Source organism: Pseudomonas sp. NPDC089395 (assembly GCF_044749525.1).
Taxonomy (GTDB): domain Bacteria; phylum Pseudomonadota; class Gammaproteobacteria; order Pseudomonadales; family Pseudomonadaceae; genus Aquipseudomonas.
Window position 1 is genome coordinate 361270 of record NZ_JBIVID010000004.1, and the last position, 19403, is coordinate 380672.

The following is a 19403-nucleotide window of genomic DNA, read 5'->3' on the forward strand; positions in this document are numbered from 1 at the left end:
GAAGAATCCTTCTTGTCGCGATACTGTATATGAATACAGTATCGGGGTGAGCGATGATTCCTCCAGCACCGCAAAAAGGCCGTGGCACGGCGCACAATCCGCACAACCGTTTTGCCCCGAGCCGTTCGGTGGCGGAGGATGACGGCTGGTACCAGGAAGTGCCGCTCACCCAGGGCACCGAGGTGCGCATCGAGACGGCCAAGACGGTCATTACCCGCAATACCTCGCCCGACCTGCCCTTCGACCGCTCCATCAATCCCTATCGCGGTTGCGAGCATGGTTGCATCTACTGCTATGCCCGCCCTTCCCATGCCTACTGGGACCTTTCTCCGGGCCTGGACTTCGAAACCAAGCTGATCGCCAAGACCAACGCCGCCGACGTGCTCGCGCAGCAGCTGAGCAAGCCAGGCTACGTTTGCGCGCCGATCAACCTGGGCTCAAACACGGACCCCTACCAACCCATCGAGCGCGAGCAGCAACTGACCCGGCGTCTGCTGGAAGTGCTGCTGCGCTTTCGCCACCCGGTGACCATCGTCACCAAGGGCTCGCTGGTGTTGCGCGATCTCGACCTGTTGTCCGAGATGGCCAGCCAGCGGCTGGCGCGGGTGATGATCAGCCTGACCACGCTGGACGATGACCTCAAGCGGGTACTGGAGCCGCGCGCGGCGTCGCCCAAGGCGCGGCTGAGGGCGATCCGGGTGTTGCGCGAGGCAGGCGTACCGGTGGGCGTGTTGTGTTCGCCGATGATTCCGATGATCAATGACCGCGAATTGGAGCGCCTGCTCGAAGCGGCCAAGGAGGCTGGCGCGCAAAGCGCGGCCTACATGATGCTGCGCCTGCCGCTGGAAGTGGCGCCGTTGTTCGAGCAGTGGCTGCAGGACCATTACCCCCAGCGGGCGACCCATGTGCTCAGCCTGATTCGGCAAAGCCGGGGTGGCGAGCTGTATGACAGCCGGTTCGGTGCGCGAATGCGGGGAGAAGGTGTGTTCGCCGAGCTGCTGGCGCAGCGCTTTGCCAAGGCGATGCGGCGCTTGCAGTTCGAAGGGCGGGAAGCGCAGGCACTGGATTGTTCGGCATTCTGTCCACCCGGCGGGCAGATGGCGCTGTTCTGATCCCTCAATCCAACTAATCCAAGCTCATAATTTCATTCAGGGCTCTTGGCAGTTGATGCTTTTTTGCTATTATTCAGATCCCGCCTTTCTCTTCTGGAACAGCCGTTCTAGAGCCTTCGAATTAAGTTTCAGTTAAGTTTTCCCCGCTAGCGTAGGAAACCAGTCCACGAAGACTGTGATCTATGGCTTGTGCGTGTCATCTAAATCCCTGCATAGCCAGAATCTTTCACCGGTAAACTGGATTTACCAAAACACCGTCAAGAGGATGAATCATGCCCGTCAAGGACCCATCCAAGGTCATTCCGCAGGCCCCGGCGGAAAGCGCCGATGCCGCCCTGAAGCACATCGTCGACGGCTTCCTGCGTTTTCACCATGACGTCTTTCCCGAGCAACAAGAGCTGTTCAAGAAGCTCGCCACGGCGCAAACCCCACGCGCCATGTTCATCACCTGTGCCGACTCGCGCATCGTCCCCGAGCTGATCACCCAGAGCTCGCCAGGCGACCTGTTCGTGACCCGTAACGTCGGCAACGTGGTGCCGCCCTATGGCCAGATGAACGGCGGCGTTTCCAGCGCCATCGAGTACGCGGTTTCGGCGCTGAAGGTGCACCACATCATCATCTGTGGACACTCCGACTGCGGTGCCATGCGCGCGGTACTCAACCCGCAGTCGCTGGCCAAGATGCCGACCGTTTCCGCCTGGCTGCGTCACGCCGAAGTGGCACGCACCGTGGTCGAGAACAACTGCTCCTGCGGCAGCGAGCATGAAACCATGCAGGTGCTGACCAAGGAAAACGTCATCGCCCAGCTGCACCACTTGCGCACCCACCCGTCCGTGGCTTCGCGCCTGGCGGCTGGCGAGCTGTACATCCACGGCTGGGTGTACGACATCGAAACCAGCAAGATCGAAGCCTACGACGCCCTCAGCGACAGCTTCCTGCCTTTGGCTGCTGGCGAGCCGGTCCCCTGCGCCACTCCGAGAGGCCGCTACTAAGCGACCCGTCCCACGCTAGAACCTTGATAGCCGGCTGCACCCATTAGGGTGTGGCGCGGCCTTCTGCTGCCTTGAATTCCCTGATTGCCCTGCCGGCATCCTCGCTGGCGGCTTGCGCCTGGGCGCGTGTCAGGGGCCAACGTGCCCACGGCCAGAGGAATGGCCGTGTGACTGAGAAAGGAGAAACACGGTGAACATGACACAGTTGAAAGCGGCCCTGCCGCGTGAGTTGTTGGCGTCGGTGGTGGTCTTCCTGGTCGCCCTGCCGTTGTGCATGGGTATTGCCATCGCCTCTGGCATGCCGCCGGCGAAGGGCCTGGTTACCGGCATCATCGGCGGTATCGTGGTGGGCTTCCTGGCAGGCTCGCCCCTGCAGGTCAGCGGGCCCGCCGCAGGCCTGGCGGTATTGGTGTTCGAGCTGGTGCGCCTGCATGGCGTGGCCATGCTCGGGCCGATTCTGCTGCTGGCCGGGGTCTTGCAGTTGCTGGCCGGGCGCTTGCGCCTGGGTTGTTGGTTCCGCGTCACGGCGCCAGCGGTGGTCTACGGCATGCTGGCCGGTATTGGCGTGCTGATCGTGCTGTCACAGGTGCACGTGATGTTCGACACGGCGCCGCAGCCCTCCGGCATGCAGAACCTGTTGGCGTTTCCCGCGACCGTCGCCGCTGCCTTGCCACTGGAAAGCGCAGGCGCAGGCTGGCAGGCCGGGGCGCTTGGCCTGGGCACCATCGCCGTGATGTGGGCCTGGGAGCGCCTGCGGCCGCAGAAGCTGCGCTTCATTCCCGGTGCCCTGCTGGGCGTGGCCGCGATGACGGCCATCAGCCTGTGGCTGGCGCTGCCGGTGAACCGGGTGCAGGTTCCGGCAGACCTCTCGCAAGCCATCGACTGGATACGCCCGGATGACCTGCTCAAGCTCGCCGACCCCACCTTGCTGGTGGCGGCCTTCGCCCTCGCCTTCATCGCCAGTGCCGAGACCCTGCTGTCGGCCGCCGCCGTGGACCGCATGCACAGCGGCCAGCGTTCGGACTTCGACCGCGAGCTGTCGGCCCAGGGAATCGGCAACATGCTCTGCGGTGTGCTTGGCGCCTTGCCGATGACCGGCGTGATCGTGCGCAGCTCGGCGAACGTTCAGGCCGGTGCGCGGACCCGCGCTTCAGCCATCTTCCACGGCCTGTGGCTGCTGGCCTTCGTCGTGGTGCTCAGCAGTGTGCTGCAGCAGATTCCGGTGGCCAGTCTGGCGGGTGTGCTGGTGTTCACGGGGGTCAAGCTGGTGGATGTGAAGGCGTTGCGTGGGTTGGGGCGCTACGGGCGGATGCCGATGTTCACCTACGCGGCGACTGCGCTGGCGATCATCTTTACCGATCTGCTGACGGGGGTGCTGCTGGGCTTTGCCCTGACACTGTTGAAACTGGCCTTCAAGGCGGCACGCCTGAAGATCAACCTGGTGAGCCTGGACAAGGCCGGGCACATGGAACTGCGCCTGGGAGGTGCCGCCACGTTCCTCAAGGTGCCTGCGCTGACCCAGGTGCTGGATACCGTACCGGCGGGGACCACGCTGCATGTGCCGTTGGGCAACCTCAGCTATATCGACCACGCTTGCCTTGAATTGCTTGAGGACTGGAGCCGGAGCAATGCCGCTCATGGGTCGAGGTTGGTGATCGAGCAGCGGCGGTTGAAGCGGCGGATCGAGGGGCGGATGCGCACTTCTGCTGGGATTGGCGCCTAGTTGCGACCATTTTCGTAGACTGAGCTGGCCTCTTCGCGGGACAAGCCCGCTCCCACAGGTTATGTACTGCTCTTCAGAGCAACACCGTACTTGTGGGAGCGGGCTTGTCCCGCGAAGAGGCCAGCTCAGAAACCATCAACGTCGAAATCAGGCGGGCTGGCCCAGCTCCACGCCCAGCTGGCGCGACAGGCATGGCCAGCGCTTCCAGGCGGCGCCGGTTTCCGGGCTGCACAGGGCCTCGCGATAGGCCTCTACCGACTCTGCCGCAAAGCTTTCGTCGTTGAGCATCTCATCCACCGAATGGTGCACAACCTCATCCAGCTGGTTGGCAAAGGTCTCGCCGATCAGCTGATGCGCGATCAGGTTGGCCAGGGTGGTATCGAAAGGAATCAGCGGCTGCTGGAAATGGCGGATGTACAGGTCATTCACTTCTTCCACCAGGCGATGCGCCAGGTAGGCTTCATCCAGCAGGCAGTCCAGGCCCACCTGTCCCTGCATCACGCTCGGTGGTTGCAGGAAATAGGCCTCGGCGATCTTCAGAACCGGTTTGATCTGCGACTCGATACCGGCTTCGCGGGCTACCTCATGGGCCGCCTCGATCAGCTCTGGAACCTGGTCGATGTAAGCGCTGACGAAGCGCGCCAAAGTACCCTGGGCGTCCTGCTCAGGCAGTTGGATCGAGGGGTGCAGGTGTGGCAGTTGCAGCTCGAGACGCTCTTTCAGTTGACCGGTACGGCCTTCGTGATCGTGGGCTTGGCTAATTTGCTCGCGTACAGCAGCGATGTTCATGACAACTCCAGGGACAAGACGTTTCAAACGGAAGACACTAAATTAGCTCGGTATACCGAATACCTAAGACTCATTTGTTATAAATCTCGCAAACGTGTGCGCTGTTGGGTATAACCAAGTGCCACCATTATGCCAGACCCTATCTAGCGCGCGGCTTGCGCGTCATTTCACGATTTCATTCAGTTCATTTCTCCCCTCGCGTTGCGTGCCATTGGTCGGTGTCTATACTCGGGTTGAACGTGATTCGTTGATGAGGCCCGTCTGCTTTCGCAGGGGGCTCGGTCGTCGAAGCCAGCAGTCTTGACCGCCGTTCCCGCTTGCCGCAGGCCACGCCTTCGGGACAACAAGAACTAGAAGGGGAACCCGCAATGATGCGACATCCACATGTCTGGATGGGCCTTCTGTTGTGGTCGGTTTTCGGTCAGGCCAACGCCGCCTGGACCGTGAACATGGCGCCAGGGGCGACGGAAGTCTCCAACGCCGTGTTCGACCTGCACATGACCATCTTCTGGATCTGCGTGATCATCGGCGTCGTGGTGTTCGGCGCGATGTTCTGGTCCATGGTCCTGCACCGGCGCTCCACTGGCCAGCAGGCCGCGCATTTCCACGAGCATACCTGGGTGGAAATCCTCTGGACCGTGGTCCCCTTCCTGATTCTCGTGGCCATGGCCATTCCCGCCACCAAGACCCTGATCGACATCTACGACGCCAGTGAGTCGGACATCGACATCCAGGTCACCGGCTACCAGTGGAAATGGCACTACAAATACCTGGGCCAGGACGTGGAGTTCTTCAGCAACCTGGCTACCCCTGCCGACCAGATCCACAACAAGGCCGCCAAGGACGAGCATTACCTGCTCGAAGTCGACCAGCCGCTGGTGCTGCCGGTGGGGGCGAAAGTGCGTTTTCTGGTGACCGCCGCCGACGTGATCCATTCCTGGTGGGTGCCGGCCTTCGCGGTCAAGCGTGACGCTATCCCAGGGTTCGTCAACGAAGCCTGGACGCGCATCGAGAAACCCGGCATCTACCGCGGCCAGTGCACCGAACTGTGCGGCAAGGACCACGGCTTCATGCCGGTGGTGGTCGAGGTCAAGTCCAAGGCCGACTACGACACCTGGCTCGGCGAGCGCAAGGCCGAGGCGGCCAAGCTCAAGGAACTGACCAGCAAGGAATGGACCCTCGAAGAATTGGTCGAGCGCGGCGACAAGGTCTACCACACCACCTGCGTCGCCTGTCACCAGGCCGAAGGCCAGGGCCTGCCGCCGATGTTCCCGGCGCTCAAGGGTTCGAAGATCGCCACCGGGCCGAAGGAAGGCCACCTGGGCATCGTCTTCCATGGCAAGCCTGGCACTGCCATGGCCGCATTCGGCAAGCAGCTGTCGGAAGTCGACATCGCCGCCGTGGTCACCTACGAGCGCAACGCCTGGGGCAACAACAAGGGCGACATGGTCACGCCGAAGGACGTGCTGGCGCTCAAGCAGGCAGAAGCGCAATGAACCGGGTTACTCGCGGCAATCAATGGATTGCAGGAGACAGGACATGAGTGCAGTGATCGACGACCACGCCCACGGCCATGACCACGCCCACGGCCCGGCCAAGGGCCTGATGCGCTGGGTGCTGACCACCAACCACAAGGACATCGGCACGATGTACCTGTGGTTCAGCTTCATCATGTTCCTGCTCGGCGGCTCGTTCGCCATGGTCATCCGCGCCGAACTGTTCCAGCCCGGGCTGCAGATCGTGGAACCTGCGTTCTTCAACCAGATGACCACCATGCACGGCCTGATCATGGTGTTCGGCGCGGTGATGCCGGCCTTCGTCGGCCTGGCCAACTGGATGATCCCGCTGATGATCGGTGCGCCGGACATGGCCCTGCCGCGGATGAACAACTTCAGTTTCTGGCTGTTGCCGGCGGCGTTCCTGCTGCTGGTCTCGACCTTGTTCACCCCAGGCGGCGGGCCCAACTTCGGCTGGACCTTCTATGCGCCGCTGTCGACCACTTACGCACCGGCCAGCGTCACCTTCTTCATCTTCGCCATACACCTGATGGGCATCAGCTCGATCATGGGCGCGATCAACGTGATCGCCACCATCCTCAACCTGCGCGCACCCGGCATGACATTGATGAAGATGCCATTGTTCGTCTGGACCTGGCTGATCACCGCGTTCCTGCTCATTGCGGTGATGCCGGTGCTGGCCGGCGTGGTGACCATGATGCTGATGGACATCCACTTCGGCACCAGCTTCTTCAGCGCGGCAGGCGGTGGCGACCCGGTGCTGTTCCAGCACGTGTTCTGGTTCTTCGGCCACCCCGAGGTGTACATCATGATCCTGCCGGCCTTCGGCGCGGTCAGTTCGATCATCCCGGCGTTTTCACGCAAGCCACTGTTCGGCTACACCTCGATGGTCTATGCCACCGGGGCTATCGCCTTCCTCTCGTTCATCGTCTGGGCCCACCACATGTTCGTGGTCGGCATCCCGGTGGTCGGTGAGCTGTTCTTCATGTACGCCACCATGCTGATTGCCGTGCCCACCGGGGTGAAGGTGTTCAACTGGGTCAGCACCATGTGGGAAGGCTCGCTGACCTTCGAGACACCGATGCTGTTCGCCATCGCCTTCGTCATCCTGTTCACCATCGGTGGCTTCTCCGGGCTGATGCTGGCGATTGCCCCAGCCGACTTCCAGTACCACGACACCTACTTCGTGGTGGCGCATTTCCACTACGTGCTGGTGCCGGGGGCGATCTTCGGCATCTTCGCCTCGGCCTACTACTGGCTGCCGAAGTGGACCGGGCACATGTACGACGAAACCCTCGGCAAGCTGCACTTCTGGCTGTCGTTCGTCGGCATGAACATGGCCTTCTTCCCCATGCATTTCGTTGGCCTGGCCGGCATGCCACGGCGCATCCCCGACTACAACCTGCAGTTCGCCGACTTCAACATGGTGTCGTCGATCGGCGCCTTCATGTTCGGCGCCACGCAGATCTTCTTCCTGTTCATCGTCATCAAATGCATCCGCGGCGGCGCGCCGGCACCGGCCAAGCCGTGGGACGGTGCCGAGGGCCTGGAGTGGTCGATCCCCTCGCCTGCGCCCTACCACACCTTCCAGACGCCACCGGAAGTGAAATAGGGAACCGCCATGACCGGCCAACCGCTCAAACGCCTGGTGCTGCGCCTGCTGATGCTGACGGTGGTGATGTTCGCCTTCGGCTTCGCCCTGGTGCCGATCTACGACGTGATGTGCAAGGCCTTCGGCATCAACGGCAAGACCGGTGGGCAGTACGAGGGCAGCCAGGTCAGCGACACCACGCGCTCGGTGCGGGTGCAGTTCATGTCCACCAATGCCAGCGACATGGTCTGGGACTTCTATTCCACCGCCGACCAGCTCGAGGTCAACCCGGGGGCGGTCAACCAGATGATCTTCATCGCCCACAACCCGACCGACCGGCCCATGAGTGCCCAGGCCATCCCCAGCATCACCCCGGCCGAAGCCGCGGCGTACTTCCACAAGACCGAGTGCTTCTGCTTTACCCAGCAGGTGCTGCAGCCCGGCGAACGCATCGAAATGCCGGTGCGCTTCATCGTCGACCGCGACCTGCCGGCCAGCGTGAAGCACCTGACACTGGCCTACACCTTGTTCGACATCACCGCTCGCCACCCGCCGGTCGCCCACAACGCGGCCCAGGACGTCCAGGGCGCCCGTTAAGGGAAGGAGAACAGCAATGGCAAGTCACGAGCACTACTATGTCCCGGCGCAGAGCAAGTGGCCGATCATCGCCACCATCGGCATGTTCATCACCGTGTTCGGCCTGGGTACCTGGTTCAACGACCTCAAGGCCGGCCACCCCGACTCCCACGGGCCGCTGATCTTCTTCGTCGGCGCGCTGTTCCTGGTCTACATGCTGTTCGGCTGGTTCGGGGCGGTGGTCAAGGAAAGCCGAGCCGGGCTCTACAGCTCGCAGCTTGACCGCTCGTTCCGCTGGGGCATGAGCTGGTTCATCTTCTCTGAAGTGATGTTCTTCATGGCCTTCTTCGGCGCGCTGTTCTATGTGCGCGTGCTGGCCGGGCCATGGCTCGGTGGCGAGGGTGCCAAGGGGGTCGCGCACATGCTCTGGCCCAGCTTCGAATTCACCTGGCCGCTGCTGCACACGCCAGACCCCAAGCTGTTCCCGCCGCCCAAGGAAGTCATCGACCCGTGGCACCTGCCGCTGATCAACACCATTCTGCTGGTCAGCTCCAGCGTGACCATCACCATCGCCCACCACGCCCTGCGTCGTGATCATCGCGGTGCGCTGAAGCTGTGGATGGCGCTGACCATCATTCTGGGCATCAGCTTTATCACGTTGCAGGCCTACGAGTACCACGAGGCCTATACCAAGCTGGGGCTGACCCTGGGGTCGGGGATCTACGGCGCGACGTTCTTCATGCTTACGGGGTTCCACGGTGCCCACGTGACCTTGGGCACGATCATCCTGATCGTCATGTTCGTGCGCATCCTGCGCGGGCATTTCAACCCTGAGAAGCACTTCGGTTTCGAAGCGGCCAGCTGGTACTGGCACTTCGTCGACGTGGTGTGGGTGGGGTTGTTCATCTTTGTGTATGTGCTGTAGGAGCGGCCTTGTGTCGCGAAAGGGCCGCAAAGCGGCCCCCGCGATTTTTGCTGTGACGATGGGATTGTGGGGTTGCTTCGCACCCCTTTCGCGACACAAGGCCGCTCCTACAGAGGGTCGGTGCAGCTACTAGAAAGGCGCATGAGAAACAAGCTGGCCACTGATGAAGCCATACGCCACCAGGCCAATGGTCAGGCTGGCCAAGGTGACACGCACGGTCAGCGCCTTCAGCAGGCGGGTCGAGTTCTCATCGTCCTTGACCAGAAACACCAGGCCACTGAACAGGCTGGCAACCGTGGCCAACAGCAGCAGGACAATCGCGGCCTTGAGCATGGCGACAACTCCGGGGGAAATGCGGTGATGAACACAAGTATAGCGACTGACCCGACGAGCCTTCGATGAGGCCATTCCGTCCGGGCTGGATACCGACCCTGGTGGTGCTCGTCCTGCTGCCGGGCTTGATTGCGCTGGGCTGCTGGCAGCTTGGCCGGGCCGACGAGAAGCGCGCGCTCCTGGCTACCTACGCCCAGCGCAGCGCTGATGCGCCGCTGGCCACTTCCAGCTTGCAGCAAAGCAGCGACCCGGCCTTCCGCCAGGTCCACCTGTATGGCCGTTTCGATGCCGAGCACAGCCTGCTGCTGGACAACCGCATGCGTGACGGACAGGCCGGTGTCGAGCTGCTGCAGCCGTTCCACGACCAGCCCAGCGGCCTGTGGCTATTGGTCAACCGTGGCTGGTTGGCGTGGCCCGACCGGCGCGTGCCGGTGCACTTCGACACACCCAGTCAGGCGCTGGCCCTGGATGCCTCGGTCTACGTGGCGCCGGGCAGCACCTTCCAGCTGCACCCCGATCCGGCGGGCGGCCAGTGGCCGCACCTGCTGACGGCCATACACCCCGAACAGCTGTGGCAGCAGCTCGACCGTGAGGGCTTTGCCTACGAACTGCGCCTGCAGCCCGGCCCGGCCAGCTACCGCCTGGACTGGCCGGTAGTCGCCATGGGCCCGGAAAAGCACCTGGGCTACGCCGTGCAGTGGTTTGCCCTGGCCTGCGCCCTGGTGCTGCTCTACCTCTACTTTGGCTGGCACGACAAAAAGGAGAATCACCATGGCCGCCGCCACCACTCCACTGGACGCGCCTGAACGTGGCAAACCCAGAGCCCGCGGGCGTTTGCAGCTGATCTTGATCCTTCTGGTGGTGCTTGGCCCGATGATCCTGGCCACCAGCATGTACAAGCTCAAGTTCTGGGTGCCGGACGGGCGCAGCTATCACGGGGCGATGATCGGCAACGGCCAGGCCCGCGCCGATATCGGAATCGCGGGCGAGGACGCACGTTGGCAGCTGCTGGTCGCGGCGCCCGAGGCCTGTGCCGAGGATTGCCAGCGGTTGGTGTACCTGGCCCGGCAGATCCAGGTCGGCCTGGGCCGTGACGCCAGCCGCGCCAGCCATGCCCTGGCCGCTGCCCAGCCGTTGAGCGCGGATTACCAGGACCTGCTGGGGCGGGAGTACCCGCAGCTGCAACGTTATCCACTGGATGCCCCGCACTACGTGCAGAAGGTCGGCGAAGCCGGTCCGCAGCTGTGGATCGTCGACCCGCACGGCAACCTGGTGCTGCGCTATGACGCCAAGGTCAACGGCAAGCATGTGCTGGACGACCTGCGCCACCTGCTCAAGCTGTCCAACATCGGCTAGGAGCCTGCCATGGCCAGACCTGGATTTCGCCTTGCTGTGTTCGCCACCTTGCTGGCACTGCTGGTCGTCCTGCTCGGTGCCTACACCCGCCTGACCCATGCCGGCCTGGGCTGTCCCGACTGGCCGGGTTGCTATGGCTTCATCAGCGTGCCCAAGACCGATGCCCAGCTGGCCCATGCCGAGTTGCACTTCCCCGAGCACCCGGTGGAAGAAGCCAAGGGCTGGGCCGAGATGGTCCATCGGTACTTCGCCGGAACCCTGGCGCTGGTGATTGCCCTGCTGGCCTTGCAGGCTGTTCGGCGCCATGCCCGCGACGGTCAGCCCTACCGCCTGCCCGTGCTGTTGCTGGGCGTGGTGCTGGCCCAGGCGGCGTTCGGCATGTGGACGGTGACGCTGAAGCTGTGGCCGCAGGTGGTCACCGCGCATCTGCTCGGCGGCTTCACCACCCTGAGCCTGTTGTTGCTGCTGTCCCTGCGTCTATCCCGGGCCTTTGCGCCCTTGCCGAAGTTGCCCTTGAGCCTGCGCCGGATCGCTGCGTTGGCGTTGCTGGTGGTCATCGGCCAGATCGCCCTGGGCGGCTGGGTCAGTGCCAACTATGCGGCGGTCGCCTGCATCGACTTGCCCACTTGCCATGGCCAGTGGTGGCCGGCAGCGGACTTCAGCAACGGCTTCCACCTGACCCAGCACGTCGGCCCCAACTACCTGGGTGGGCAGCTGGACAGCGATGCGCGAACGGCCATCCATATCAGCCATCGCCTCGGTGCCCTGCTGGTCACCTGCGTGCTGCTGATGCTCAGCTGGAAGCTGTATCGCTGTGGCTTGCCGGGCCTGGCGCGGCTGGTGCTGTGCGCCTTGGCGCTGCAGCTTGGCCTGGGCATCAGCAACGTGGTGTTCCAGTTGCCGCTGGCCGTGGCGGTGGCGCACAACGCCGGCGGCGCCCTGTTGCTGCTGAGCATGGTGCTGGTCAACTACCGCATCCGCGTGGTCGACAAGGTGCGCATGGGTGTCGGCCAGGGTTGGCGCTTGCGGCCGGTCGCTGGCGTGGCCATCTCCCAGCACATGAGGAACGGCTCGTGGCGACGCTTCTGAGTGCCTGGTGTGCCGGCTGGCGCGACTACCTGGAGCTGACCAAGCCCAAGGTCGTGGTGCTGATGCTGATCACCTCGCTGGTGGGGATGTTGCTCGCAACCAGGGCTGGCGTGAGCTGGCATGTGCTGCTGTTCGGCAATCTGGGAATCGGCCTGTGCGCAGGCGGTGCGGCAGTGGTCAACCACGTGGTGGACCGGCGTATCGACGCGCTGATGGCGCGCACCCACAAACGCCCTGTCGCTCAAGGACGGGTCGAGCCACTGCCGGCGCTGTTGTTCGCCCTTGCCCTGGCGCTACTGGGCATGGCCTTGCTGCTGGTGTTCACCAACGCCCTCACCGCCTGGCTCACCCTGGCCTCGCTGCTCGGTTATGCGCTGCTCTACACGGGCTTTCTCAAGCGGGCCACGCCCCAGAACATCGTCATCGGTGGCCTGGCCGGGGCGGCCCCGCCGTTGCTCGGCTGGGTAGCGGTGAGCGGGCATATCAGCGCCGAGCCCTTGCTGCTGGTGCTGATCATCTTCGCCTGGACGCCCCCGCATTTCTGGGCCCTGGCCCTGCACCGCAAGGCCGAATACGCCAAGGCCGATATCCCGATGCTGCCGGTGACCCACGGCGAGCGCTACACCAAGCTGCATATCCTGCTCTATAGCCTGATTCTGCTGGCGGTGACCCTGCTGCCCTATGCCATCCACATGAGCGGCCCGCTCTATCTGGCCTGCGCCCTCGCCCTGGGCCTGCGCTTCCTGCACTGGGCCTGGGTGTTGTACCGTGGCAGCCGGCCGCACGCGGCGATCGGCACCTTCAAGTACTCTATCGGCTACCTGTTCGCGCTGTTCGTCGCGTTGCTCGTTGACCACTACCTGTTGCTGAGCCTATGACCAGAACCCAGAAAACCGTCTTCATCCTCGTTGCCGTCGTCGCGCTGATCCTGGGCCTGACCGTCAACAAGGTGCTCAATGGCCACGATCAGCCCAACCCGACCGAGCTGATCGACGCCGGCATCATCCTCCTGCCGCAGAGCCGCACGGTGGCCGATGTGACCATGACCAACCAGGATGGCCAGCCGGTGCAGCTGGACGATCTCAAGGGCAAATGGTCGCTGCTGTTCTTCGGCTACACCTACTGCCCGGACATCTGCCCGACCACCTTGGCCCAGCTGCGCCAGGTGAAGAGCGAGCTGCCGAAGGAGGCCGTGGACCGTTTGCAGGTGGTGCTGGTGAGCGTGGACCCGAATCGCGATACGCCGAACCAGCTCAAACAGTACCTGGGCTACTTCGACAAGGATTTCGTGGGGGTGGCGGGGTCGATCGAGGATACCCAGAAGCTCGCCAATGCCTTGAGCATTCCGTTCATTCCGGCGGATACCAGCAAGCCGGGGTATACCGTGGATCACAGCGGTAACCTGGCCGTTGTCGGGCCGGATGGGCGTCAGCGGGGGTTCATTCGTGCGCCGTTCAATAACCAGAAGCTGGTGGCGCAGTTGCCGGGGCTGGTCAAGCGGGATTGACGCACGCTGCAAAAGCATCGCCGGCAAGCCGGCTCCCACAGAGATAGTGCACAGCCAGAGACTTGCGCTGTACCTGTGGGAGCTGGCTTGCCGGCGATGAGGGCAACGAGGTGCTGCGGCTTAGAACGCCGGAACGACAGCGCCCTTGTACTTCTCGACGATGAACTGCTTCACCTCTGGCGAGTGCAGCGCCGCCGCCAGTTTCTTCATGTCTTCCGAGTCCTTGTTGTCCGGGCGGGCAACCAGGATGTTCACATAAGGCGAGTCGCTGCCTTCGATGGCCAGCGCGTCTTTCTCCGGGTTCAGCTTGGCTTCCAGCGCGTAGTTGGTGTTGATCAGGGCGATATCGACCTGGGTCAGCACGCGCGGGATGGTGGCCGCTTCCAGCTCGCGGAACTTCAAGCCCTTGTCGTTACCGGTGATGTCTTTGACGGTCGACAGGATGTTCTTGTTGTCCTTGAGCTTGATCACGCCGGCCTTGTCCAGCAGCAGCAAGGCACGGCCGCCGTTGGTGGCGTCATTGGGGATGACCACGGTGGCGCCGGAAGACAGCTCGTCGAGCTTCTTGATCTTGCTCGAGTAAACGCCCAGCGGCTCGATGTGCACGCCGGCCACGCTCACCAGGTGGGTGCCCTTGGCCTTGTTGAACTCATCCAGGTACGGCTGGTGCTGGAAGAAGTTGGCGTCCAGGCGCTTTTCGGCCACTTGCACGTTCGGCTGGATGTAGTCGGTGAACTCCTTGACCTTCAGCTCCACGCCTTCCTTTGCCAACTGCGGTTTGACGAAGTTGAGGATCTCGGCGTGCGGCACCGGGGTGGCGGCGACAGTCAGGTCCCCGGCATGGGCCGAGAAGGCCGCAACGGCGGCAGCAACAGCAAGCAGCTTCTTCATGAATCACTCCTTGTGAGGGCCGCGACGGCCCCCGAACGGGTCGGCCGGGCCGACCCCATTGGGGTTACTTACGGGAAAAATGCACGACCAGTTTGTCGCCCACGCTCTGCAGGACTTGAACCAGTATCAGCAACAGCACCACGGTGACCACCATGACGTCGGTCTGGAAGCGCTGGTAGCCGAAGCGGATGGCCAGGTCGCCCAGTCCGCCTGCGCCGACCACACCGGCCATCGCGGTGTACGACACCAGGGTAATGGCCGTGACGGTGATGGCGGCGAAGATGCCCGGGCGGGCTTCTGGCAGCAGCGCGTTGGTGATGATCTGGCGGGTGGTGGCCCCCATCGACTGGGTGGCCTCGATGATGCCGCGGTCCACTTCACGCAGGGCGGTTTCCACCAGGCGCGCGAAGAACGGCGTGGCACCGACCACCAGCGGCGGGATGGCCCCGGCCACACCCAGCGAAGTACCGGTGATCAGCACGGTGATCGGGATCATCACGATCAGCAGGATGATGAACGGCAGCGAGCGCAGGACGTTGACGATCAACGACAGCAGCGCGTACACGCCCTTCTGCTCGAACATCTGACGCGGGCCGCAGAGGAACAGCAGCACGCCCAGCGGCAGGCCCAGCAGTACGGTGAAGAACAGCGAGCCGAACAGCATGATCATGGTATCGACGGTGGCCAGCCAGATTTCGGCCCAGTCGACGTTGGCGAAGAAATTCAGGGCGTCCATCAACGCAGTACCTCCATATGTACGTCAGCTGCCTTGAAGCGGTCGAACGCCGCTTCCATGTCGCCGCCGGTGACGGCCAGGGTCAGCTGCCCATAGGGCACATCCTTGATGCGGTCGATACGCCCGGCGAGGATGCTGTAGTCCACACCGGTTTCGCGGGCCACGGTGCCCAGCAGCGGCGCGTAGGTGGCATCGCCCTGGAAGGTCAGGCGGATGATGCGGCCCGGCACATGGGCGAAGTCGTCGCGTTGTTCGCCTTCGTCGATCTGCTCGTCTTCCTGGACGAAGCGCTTGGTGGTCGGGTGCTGCGGGTGCAGGAACACCTCGGCCACCGAGCCCTGCTCGACGATCAGCCCGGCATCCATCACGGCCACGCGGTCGCAGACCCGGCGAATCACGTCCATTTCGTGGGTGATCAGGACGATGGTCAGTTTCAGCTCACGGTTGATCTCGGCCAGCAGTTGCAGCACCGACGCCGTGGTCTGCGGGTCGAGGGCACTGGTGGCCTCGTCGCACAGCAGGATCTTCGGGTTGGTGGACAGGGCACGGGCAATGCCGACGCGCTGCTTCTGGCCGCCAGACAACTGAGCCGGGTACTTCTTGGCGTGGTCTTGCAGGCCCACGCGGGCCAACAGTTCGCTGACACGCTGGTCGATCTCGCGGCGCGACAGTTCGCCGGCCAGGGTCAGCGGCAGGGCGACGTTGTCGGCGACGGTCTTGGAGGCCAGCAGGTTGAAGTGCTGGAAGATCATCCCGACCTGCTGGCGGAAGCCGCGTAGCTGGTTGGCGTTGAACGCGGTGACGTCTTCGCCGTCGACGATGATCTTGCCACCGGAAGGCTCTTCCAGGCGGTTGATCAGGCGCAGCATGGTGCTTTTGCCAGCGCCGGAATGGCCGATCAGGCCGAACACCTGGCCGTCTTCGATGGTCAGGCTGGTCGGGTTCAGGGCGGGGATTTCCCTACCGGCGACGCGGTAGGTCTTGTGTACATGTTGGAACTCGATCACGTAGCGAACCTTGTGGGGCGCATGGAATTTGGGGTCAGCGGTTAGCTGGGGTGGCGCATTTTAGCCTTTTCCCATAGCTGTTCTTAGCATTTATTTCGTAATGCTCCAATCCATCGGGCATAACGCGACAACTGGTAATCCCGATTGAACGCTCGGCAAAGCCTTCCAGTCACTAGTGGAACAAGCCCGCTACGGGCACGCCTGAAGACTGATGAGGAGAGCCGACCATGCCCAGCAAGAAAACGGACGCGCCCAAGCACAGTGAGGCCGCCGGCACCCAGACCCCTGACCGGGCCAATACCAATGCCAAATTGCAGAGCCTGGAGGCTTTTCGCAGCGATGCCACCGGCCAGGCGCTGCGCACCAACCAAGGGGTGAAAGTTGCCGATAACCAGAACACCCTGAAGGCTGGGGCCCGTGGGCCGTCGCTGCTCGAAGACTTCATCATGCGCGAGAAGATCACCCACTTCGACCACGAGCGCATACCCGAACGCATCGTCCACGCCCGCGGTACCGGGGCCCATGGCTATTTCCAAAGCTACGGCAACCACGCCGAGCTGACCAAGGCTGGCTTCCTGCAGGACCCTGAGAAAATCACCCCGGTATTCGTGCGCTTTTCCACCGTGCAGGGGCCGCGCGGTTCGGGTGACACGGTGCGCGATGTGCGCGGCTTTGCGGTGAAGTTCTACACCGATGAAGGCAATTTCGACCTGGTCGGCAACAACATGCCGGTGTTCTTCATCCAGGATGCGATCAAGTTCCCAGACTTCGTGCACGCGGTGAAACCCGAGCCACACAACGAAATGCCCACCGGCGGCTCGGCCCATGACACCTTCTGGGATTTCGTCTCGCTGGTGCCGGAGTCGGCGCACATGGTCATCTGGGCGATGTCCGACCGGGCTATTCCGCGCAGCCTGCGGATGATGGAAGGCTTTGGCGTGCACACCTTCCGCCTGATCAACGCCGAAGGCGTGGCCAGCTTCGTCAAGTTCCACTGGAAGCCGCGCCAGGGCGTGCACTCGGTGCTGTGGGACGAAGCCCAGAAGCTGGCGGGCAAGGACACCGACTACCACCGTCGCGACCTGTGGGAAGCGATCGAGAAAGGGGACTACCCGGAATGGGAGTTGGGCGTGCAGATCGTCCCCGAGGCCGATGAGCATAAATTCGACTTCGACCTGCTCGACCCCACCAAGATCATTCCCGAAGAACTGGTGCCGGTGACGCTGCTGGGCAAGATGGTGCTCAACCGCAACCCGGACAACTTCTTCGCTGAAACCGAGCAGGTCGCCTTCTGCCCCGGGCACATCGTGCCGGGCATCGACTTCAGCAATGACCCTTTGCTGCAGGGCCGGCTGTTTTCCTACACCGATACCCAGATCAGTCGCCTGGGTGGGCCGAACTTCCATGAAATCCCGATCAACCGGCCGGTGGCGCCGAACCACAGCAGCCAGCGCGATGCCATGCACCGCATGACCATCGACAAGGGGCGTGCGTCCTACGAACCCAATTCGATCGACGGCGGCTGGCCGAGAGAAACCCCGCCCGCCGCACAGGATGGTGGCTTCGAGAGCTACCAGGAGCGCATCGAGGCGCACAAGATCCGCCAGCGCAGCGAGTCGTTCGGCGATCACTTTTCCCAGGCGCGGCTGTTCTTCCAGAGCATGAGCCCGAACGAGCAGCAGCACATCATCAAGGCTTACAGCTTCGAGCTGGGCAAGGTGGAGCGTGAGGAGATTCGCACCCGCGAGGTGAACGAGATCCTCGCCAACATCGACCTGAAGCTGGCAGCGGCGGTGGCGGCCAACCTCGGGCTGCCTGCGCCCAAGCAGGGCACGGTTCAGGTAAAAGGCAGCAAACCCGCGCAGTCCAAGGCCTTGAGCCAGATGAACCACCTCGGTGATGTGGGCATCAAGGGACGCAAGATCGCGGTCGTGGTGGCCGATGGAGTGAATGCTTCGAGTGTCGATGCGCTGGTGAAGGCGCTTGAGGCGCAAAGCGCGCGGCCCATGCTGCTGGGGCCGACTTCGGCGCCGGTGAAGACGGCCGATGGCAAGGCATTGCCGGTGGCGGCGTCGATCGAGGGGATGCCGTCGATCATGTTCGACGGGATCGTCGTTCCGGGTGGGCAGGGTTCGATCGATGGGTTGGCAGCCAGCGGCGTGGCCAAGCATTTCCTGCTTGAGGGCTACAAGCACCTGAAGGCGATGGTGCTGGCCAAGGAGGCCAAGGCATTGCTGGGCAGCCTGGGGCTGAAGGAGGACAAGGGGTTGTTGCTGGGGGATGACCAGAAGACTGTGGATGCCTTTGTCAGAGCGGTCGAAGGGCATCGAGTGTGGGAGCGGGAGGCGGCGGCTGAGGCTATTCCTGCCTGATCGGAGTCGTCTTCATCGCGGATAAATCCGCTCCTACAAGGTCCCTGTAGGAGCGGATTTATCCGCGATGAATTCACTGCTGATGCGGAACCAGTACCACCTGAGCCGGCAACTTGCGCTGAATCTCATGCTTCTGCTTCAGCTTGAAGCCGCTGTCGATCTTGTGAACCCGCTTCTCCAGCAGGTTCTTCAACCAAGGCGCATCCTCGGTACGCGGCACTTGGAACACCACTTCGCACTGGTAATTCACCACGTCCTTGGCAATTTCATCGAGCTGGCGGCGCATGGCGGCAATATCCGTGGTCTTCAGGGCAATCACCGTGCTCGGCGCAGTCGGGTCGATCACCCGCGCCTTCGGCTTGGCTTCGGCCGCCTTCAAGGCCGCTTCGGCTTTCTCAAGCTCGGCCTTGCGTGCCTGGGAGATTGCATCACCGCCCGTGACGGCCGGTGCCTGCGGCATCAGCGCACGGGCCCGGGCCAGCGCGGTCGCCGCCGCGTTGACATCGCCCTTCTGCAGGACGATCTGGCTGCGCTTGAGGTAAGCCTCGGCCAACTGGCGCTGGTATTGCTCCAGGCGTGCGTCATTGGGCGACTGGCCCTGCAGGGCAGCCAGCTGGTCTTCGGCGGTGGCCAGCTCATTGCTGGCGATATTCTGCTGCAGCTGCTGCCAGGCATCAGCTTGGGCAGGTGCATCGGCCTGATCGACAGGCGCACTGGAACAGGCGGCCAGGAACAGGGAAAACGCGGCAACAAGCAGATAACGGGATGCGAACGGCTTCATTCCTGCGACTCTCTATTTGCGCAAAAAGCGAGCAAGTCTACACCCAGGTGCGCACGCTCGAAAACAGGTCTTACAGACCCTTTACCCGCGAAAAAGTTGCAGGGCA

The 19403-nt window shown here is 63.1% G+C and carries 19 protein-coding genes; 13 read left to right on the plus strand and 6 right to left on the minus strand.

Annotated features, from left to right (window positions below; all coding sequences use genetic code 11):
- The first annotated feature begins 53 nt into the window (after nucleotides 1-53).
- The 3 genes from ACIPZG_RS12460 to ACIPZG_RS12470 all read left to right on the plus strand — a co-directional run bounded on the left by ACIPZG_RS12460 (nucleotide 54) and on the right by ACIPZG_RS12470 (nucleotide 3827).
- Nucleotides 54-1112, plus strand: a complete 1059-nt coding sequence (locus tag ACIPZG_RS12460; RefSeq protein ID WP_400713965.1) for a PA0069 family radical SAM protein — start codon at nucleotides 54-56, stop codon at nucleotides 1110-1112.
- A 272-nt stretch (nucleotides 1113-1384) separates the two neighbouring features.
- Nucleotides 1385-2104, plus strand: a complete 720-nt coding sequence (locus ACIPZG_RS12465; protein WP_008092112.1) for a carbonic anhydrase — start codon at nucleotides 1385-1387, stop codon at nucleotides 2102-2104.
- Nucleotides 2105-2300: 196 nt separating this feature from the next.
- Nucleotides 2301-3827, plus strand: a complete 1527-nt coding sequence (locus tag ACIPZG_RS12470) for a SulP family inorganic anion transporter (RefSeq protein ID WP_400714087.1) — start codon at nucleotides 2301-2303, stop codon at nucleotides 3825-3827.
- 147 nt (nucleotides 3828-3974) lie between these two features.
- On the opposite strand, the gene ACIPZG_RS12475 is transcribed toward ACIPZG_RS12470, so the two are convergent.
- Entirely contained in the window at nucleotides 3975-4616 is a 642-nt protein-coding gene (locus ACIPZG_RS12475) for a hypothetical protein (RefSeq protein WP_008092107.1), read from the minus strand.
- Nucleotides 4617-4984: 368 nt separating this feature from the next.
- Here ACIPZG_RS12475 and coxB point away from each other — a divergent pair, with 368 nt between their 5' ends.
- From coxB to ACIPZG_RS12495, 4 genes are read left to right on the plus strand one after another with little or no spacing between them, the layout of a single operon-like run.
- On the plus strand, nucleotides 4985-6112 hold the full coding sequence (gene coxB / locus ACIPZG_RS12480; protein WP_400638555.1) for a cytochrome c oxidase subunit II: 1128 nt from the start codon (nucleotides 4985-4987) through the stop codon (nucleotides 6110-6112).
- Between the two features lie 43 nt (nucleotides 6113-6155).
- Nucleotides 6156-7745, plus strand: a complete 1590-nt coding sequence (gene ctaD / locus ACIPZG_RS12485) for a cytochrome c oxidase subunit I (RefSeq protein ID WP_400638554.1) — start codon at nucleotides 6156-6158, stop codon at nucleotides 7743-7745.
- A 9-nt stretch (nucleotides 7746-7754) separates the two neighbouring features.
- Nucleotides 7755-8321: a cytochrome c oxidase assembly protein gene (locus ACIPZG_RS12490; RefSeq protein ID WP_400713968.1), complete on the plus strand. Its 567-nt coding sequence runs from the start codon at nucleotides 7755-7757 to the stop codon at nucleotides 8319-8321.
- Between the two features lie 16 nt (nucleotides 8322-8337).
- Nucleotides 8338-9225, plus strand: a complete 888-nt coding sequence (locus ACIPZG_RS12495) for a cytochrome c oxidase subunit 3 (protein ID WP_400713971.1) — start codon at nucleotides 8338-8340, stop codon at nucleotides 9223-9225.
- A gap of 129 nt (nucleotides 9226-9354) precedes the next feature.
- Here the strand turns inward: ACIPZG_RS12495 and ACIPZG_RS12500 are convergent, their stop codons facing one another.
- Complete coding sequence (locus ACIPZG_RS12500) at nucleotides 9355-9558, minus strand: twin transmembrane helix small protein (protein ID WP_008092098.1); 204 nt, start codon at nucleotides 9556-9558, stop codon at nucleotides 9355-9357.
- A gap of 65 nt (nucleotides 9559-9623) precedes the next feature.
- On the opposite strand from ACIPZG_RS12500, the gene ACIPZG_RS12505 reads away from it, so the two are divergent.
- Genes ACIPZG_RS12505 through ACIPZG_RS12525 form a run of 5 tightly spaced genes read left to right on the plus strand, consistent with a single transcriptional unit; the run spans nucleotide 9624 to nucleotide 13510 of the window.
- On the plus strand, nucleotides 9624-10364 hold the full coding sequence (locus tag ACIPZG_RS12505) for an SURF1 family protein (RefSeq protein WP_400713974.1): 741 nt from the start codon (nucleotides 9624-9626) through the stop codon (nucleotides 10362-10364).
- On the plus strand, nucleotides 10330-10914 hold the full coding sequence (locus ACIPZG_RS12510; RefSeq protein WP_400713977.1) for a hypothetical protein: 585 nt from the start codon (nucleotides 10330-10332) through the stop codon (nucleotides 10912-10914). The genes ACIPZG_RS12505 and ACIPZG_RS12510 overlap by 35 nt, the downstream gene beginning before the upstream one ends.
- 9 nt (nucleotides 10915-10923) lie before the next feature.
- Nucleotides 10924-12003, plus strand: coding sequence for a heme A synthase (locus ACIPZG_RS12515; RefSeq protein WP_400713979.1), 1080 nt, complete (start codon nucleotides 10924-10926; stop codon nucleotides 12001-12003).
- The gene (gene cyoE / locus ACIPZG_RS12520; RefSeq protein ID WP_400713982.1) at nucleotides 11988-12881 is read left to right on the plus strand and encodes a heme o synthase; all 894 of its coding nucleotides are present in this window, start codon (nucleotides 11988-11990) and stop codon (nucleotides 12879-12881) included. The genes ACIPZG_RS12515 and cyoE overlap by 16 nt, the downstream gene beginning before the upstream one ends.
- Nucleotides 12878-13510 carry an SCO family protein gene (locus ACIPZG_RS12525; RefSeq protein WP_008092092.1) on the plus strand — a complete coding sequence of 211 codons (633 nt, stop codon included), beginning with the start codon at nucleotides 12878-12880 and terminating at the stop codon, nucleotides 13508-13510. Before cyoE ends, ACIPZG_RS12525 begins: the two co-directional genes overlap by 4 nt.
- 120 nt (nucleotides 13511-13630) lie before the next feature.
- Here the strand turns inward: ACIPZG_RS12525 and ACIPZG_RS12530 are convergent, their stop codons facing one another.
- The 3 genes from ACIPZG_RS12530 to ACIPZG_RS12540 form a co-directional block, all read right to left on the minus strand.
- On the minus strand, nucleotides 13631-14401 hold the full coding sequence (locus ACIPZG_RS12530) for a MetQ/NlpA family ABC transporter substrate-binding protein (RefSeq protein WP_400713985.1): 771 nt from the start codon (nucleotides 14399-14401) through the stop codon (nucleotides 13631-13633).
- Nucleotides 14402-14465: 64 nt separating this feature from the next.
- Nucleotides 14466-15137, minus strand: a complete 672-nt coding sequence (locus tag ACIPZG_RS12535) for a methionine ABC transporter permease (protein WP_400713988.1) — start codon at nucleotides 15135-15137, stop codon at nucleotides 14466-14468.
- The gene (locus ACIPZG_RS12540; RefSeq protein WP_400713991.1) at nucleotides 15137-16144 is read right to left on the minus strand and encodes a methionine ABC transporter ATP-binding protein; all 1008 of its coding nucleotides are present in this window, start codon (nucleotides 16142-16144) and stop codon (nucleotides 15137-15139) included. The genes ACIPZG_RS12535 and ACIPZG_RS12540 overlap by 1 nt, the downstream gene beginning before the upstream one ends.
- Before the next feature lie 227 nt (nucleotides 16145-16371).
- On the opposite strand from ACIPZG_RS12540, the gene katE reads away from it, so the two are divergent.
- Complete coding sequence (katE, locus tag ACIPZG_RS12545; protein WP_400713994.1) at nucleotides 16372-18516, plus strand: catalase HPII; 2145 nt, start codon at nucleotides 16372-16374, stop codon at nucleotides 18514-18516.
- A gap of 73 nt (nucleotides 18517-18589) precedes the next feature.
- Here katE and ACIPZG_RS12550 read toward each other — a convergent pair whose 3' ends face one another.
- On the minus strand, nucleotides 18590-19297 hold the full coding sequence (locus ACIPZG_RS12550; RefSeq protein WP_400713997.1) for a PA5502 family lipoprotein: 708 nt from the start codon (nucleotides 19295-19297) through the stop codon (nucleotides 18590-18592).
- Between the last annotated feature and the right edge of the window lie 106 nt (nucleotides 19298-19403).

Bases quoted from the DNA above. Each gene is read 5' to 3' on its own strand.
- ACIPZG_RS12460 (WP_400713965.1), top strand. From the start codon at position 54: ATGATTCCTCCAGCACCGCAAAAAGGCCGTGGCACGGCGCACAATCCG.
- ACIPZG_RS12465 (WP_008092112.1), top strand. From the start codon at position 1,385: ATGCCCGTCAAGGACCCATCCAAGGTCATTCCGCAGGCCCCGGCGGAA.
- ACIPZG_RS12470 (WP_400714087.1), top strand. From the start codon at position 2,301: ATGACACAGTTGAAAGCGGCCCTGCCGCGTGAGTTGTTGGCGTCGGTG.
- ACIPZG_RS12475 (WP_008092107.1), bottom strand. From the start codon at position 4,616: ATGAACATCGCTGCTGTACGCGAGCAAATTAGCCAAGCCCACGATCAC.
- coxB (WP_400638555.1), top strand. From the start codon at position 4,985: ATGATGCGACATCCACATGTCTGGATGGGCCTTCTGTTGTGGTCGGTT.
- ctaD (WP_400638554.1), top strand. From the start codon at position 6,156: ATGAGTGCAGTGATCGACGACCACGCCCACGGCCATGACCACGCCCAC.
- ACIPZG_RS12490 (WP_400713968.1), top strand. From the start codon at position 7,755: ATGACCGGCCAACCGCTCAAACGCCTGGTGCTGCGCCTGCTGATGCTG.
- ACIPZG_RS12495 (WP_400713971.1), top strand. From the start codon at position 8,338: ATGGCAAGTCACGAGCACTACTATGTCCCGGCGCAGAGCAAGTGGCCG.
- ACIPZG_RS12500 (WP_008092098.1), bottom strand. From the start codon at position 9,558: ATGCTCAAGGCCGCGATTGTCCTGCTGCTGTTGGCCACGGTTGCCAGC.
- ACIPZG_RS12505 (WP_400713974.1), top strand. From the start codon at position 9,624: ATGAGGCCATTCCGTCCGGGCTGGATACCGACCCTGGTGGTGCTCGTC.
- ACIPZG_RS12510 (WP_400713977.1), top strand. From the start codon at position 10,330: ATGGCCGCCGCCACCACTCCACTGGACGCGCCTGAACGTGGCAAACCC.
- ACIPZG_RS12515 (WP_400713979.1), top strand. From the start codon at position 10,924: ATGGCCAGACCTGGATTTCGCCTTGCTGTGTTCGCCACCTTGCTGGCA.
- ACIPZG_RS12525 (WP_008092092.1), top strand. From the start codon at position 12,878: ATGACCAGAACCCAGAAAACCGTCTTCATCCTCGTTGCCGTCGTCGCG.
- ACIPZG_RS12530 (WP_400713985.1), bottom strand. From the start codon at position 14,401: ATGAAGAAGCTGCTTGCTGTTGCTGCCGCCGTTGCGGCCTTCTCGGCC.
- ACIPZG_RS12535 (WP_400713988.1), bottom strand. From the start codon at position 15,137: ATGGACGCCCTGAATTTCTTCGCCAACGTCGACTGGGCCGAAATCTGG.
- katE (WP_400713994.1), top strand. From the start codon at position 16,372: ATGCCCAGCAAGAAAACGGACGCGCCCAAGCACAGTGAGGCCGCCGGC.
- ACIPZG_RS12550 (WP_400713997.1), bottom strand. From the start codon at position 19,297: ATGAAGCCGTTCGCATCCCGTTATCTGCTTGTTGCCGCGTTTTCCCTG.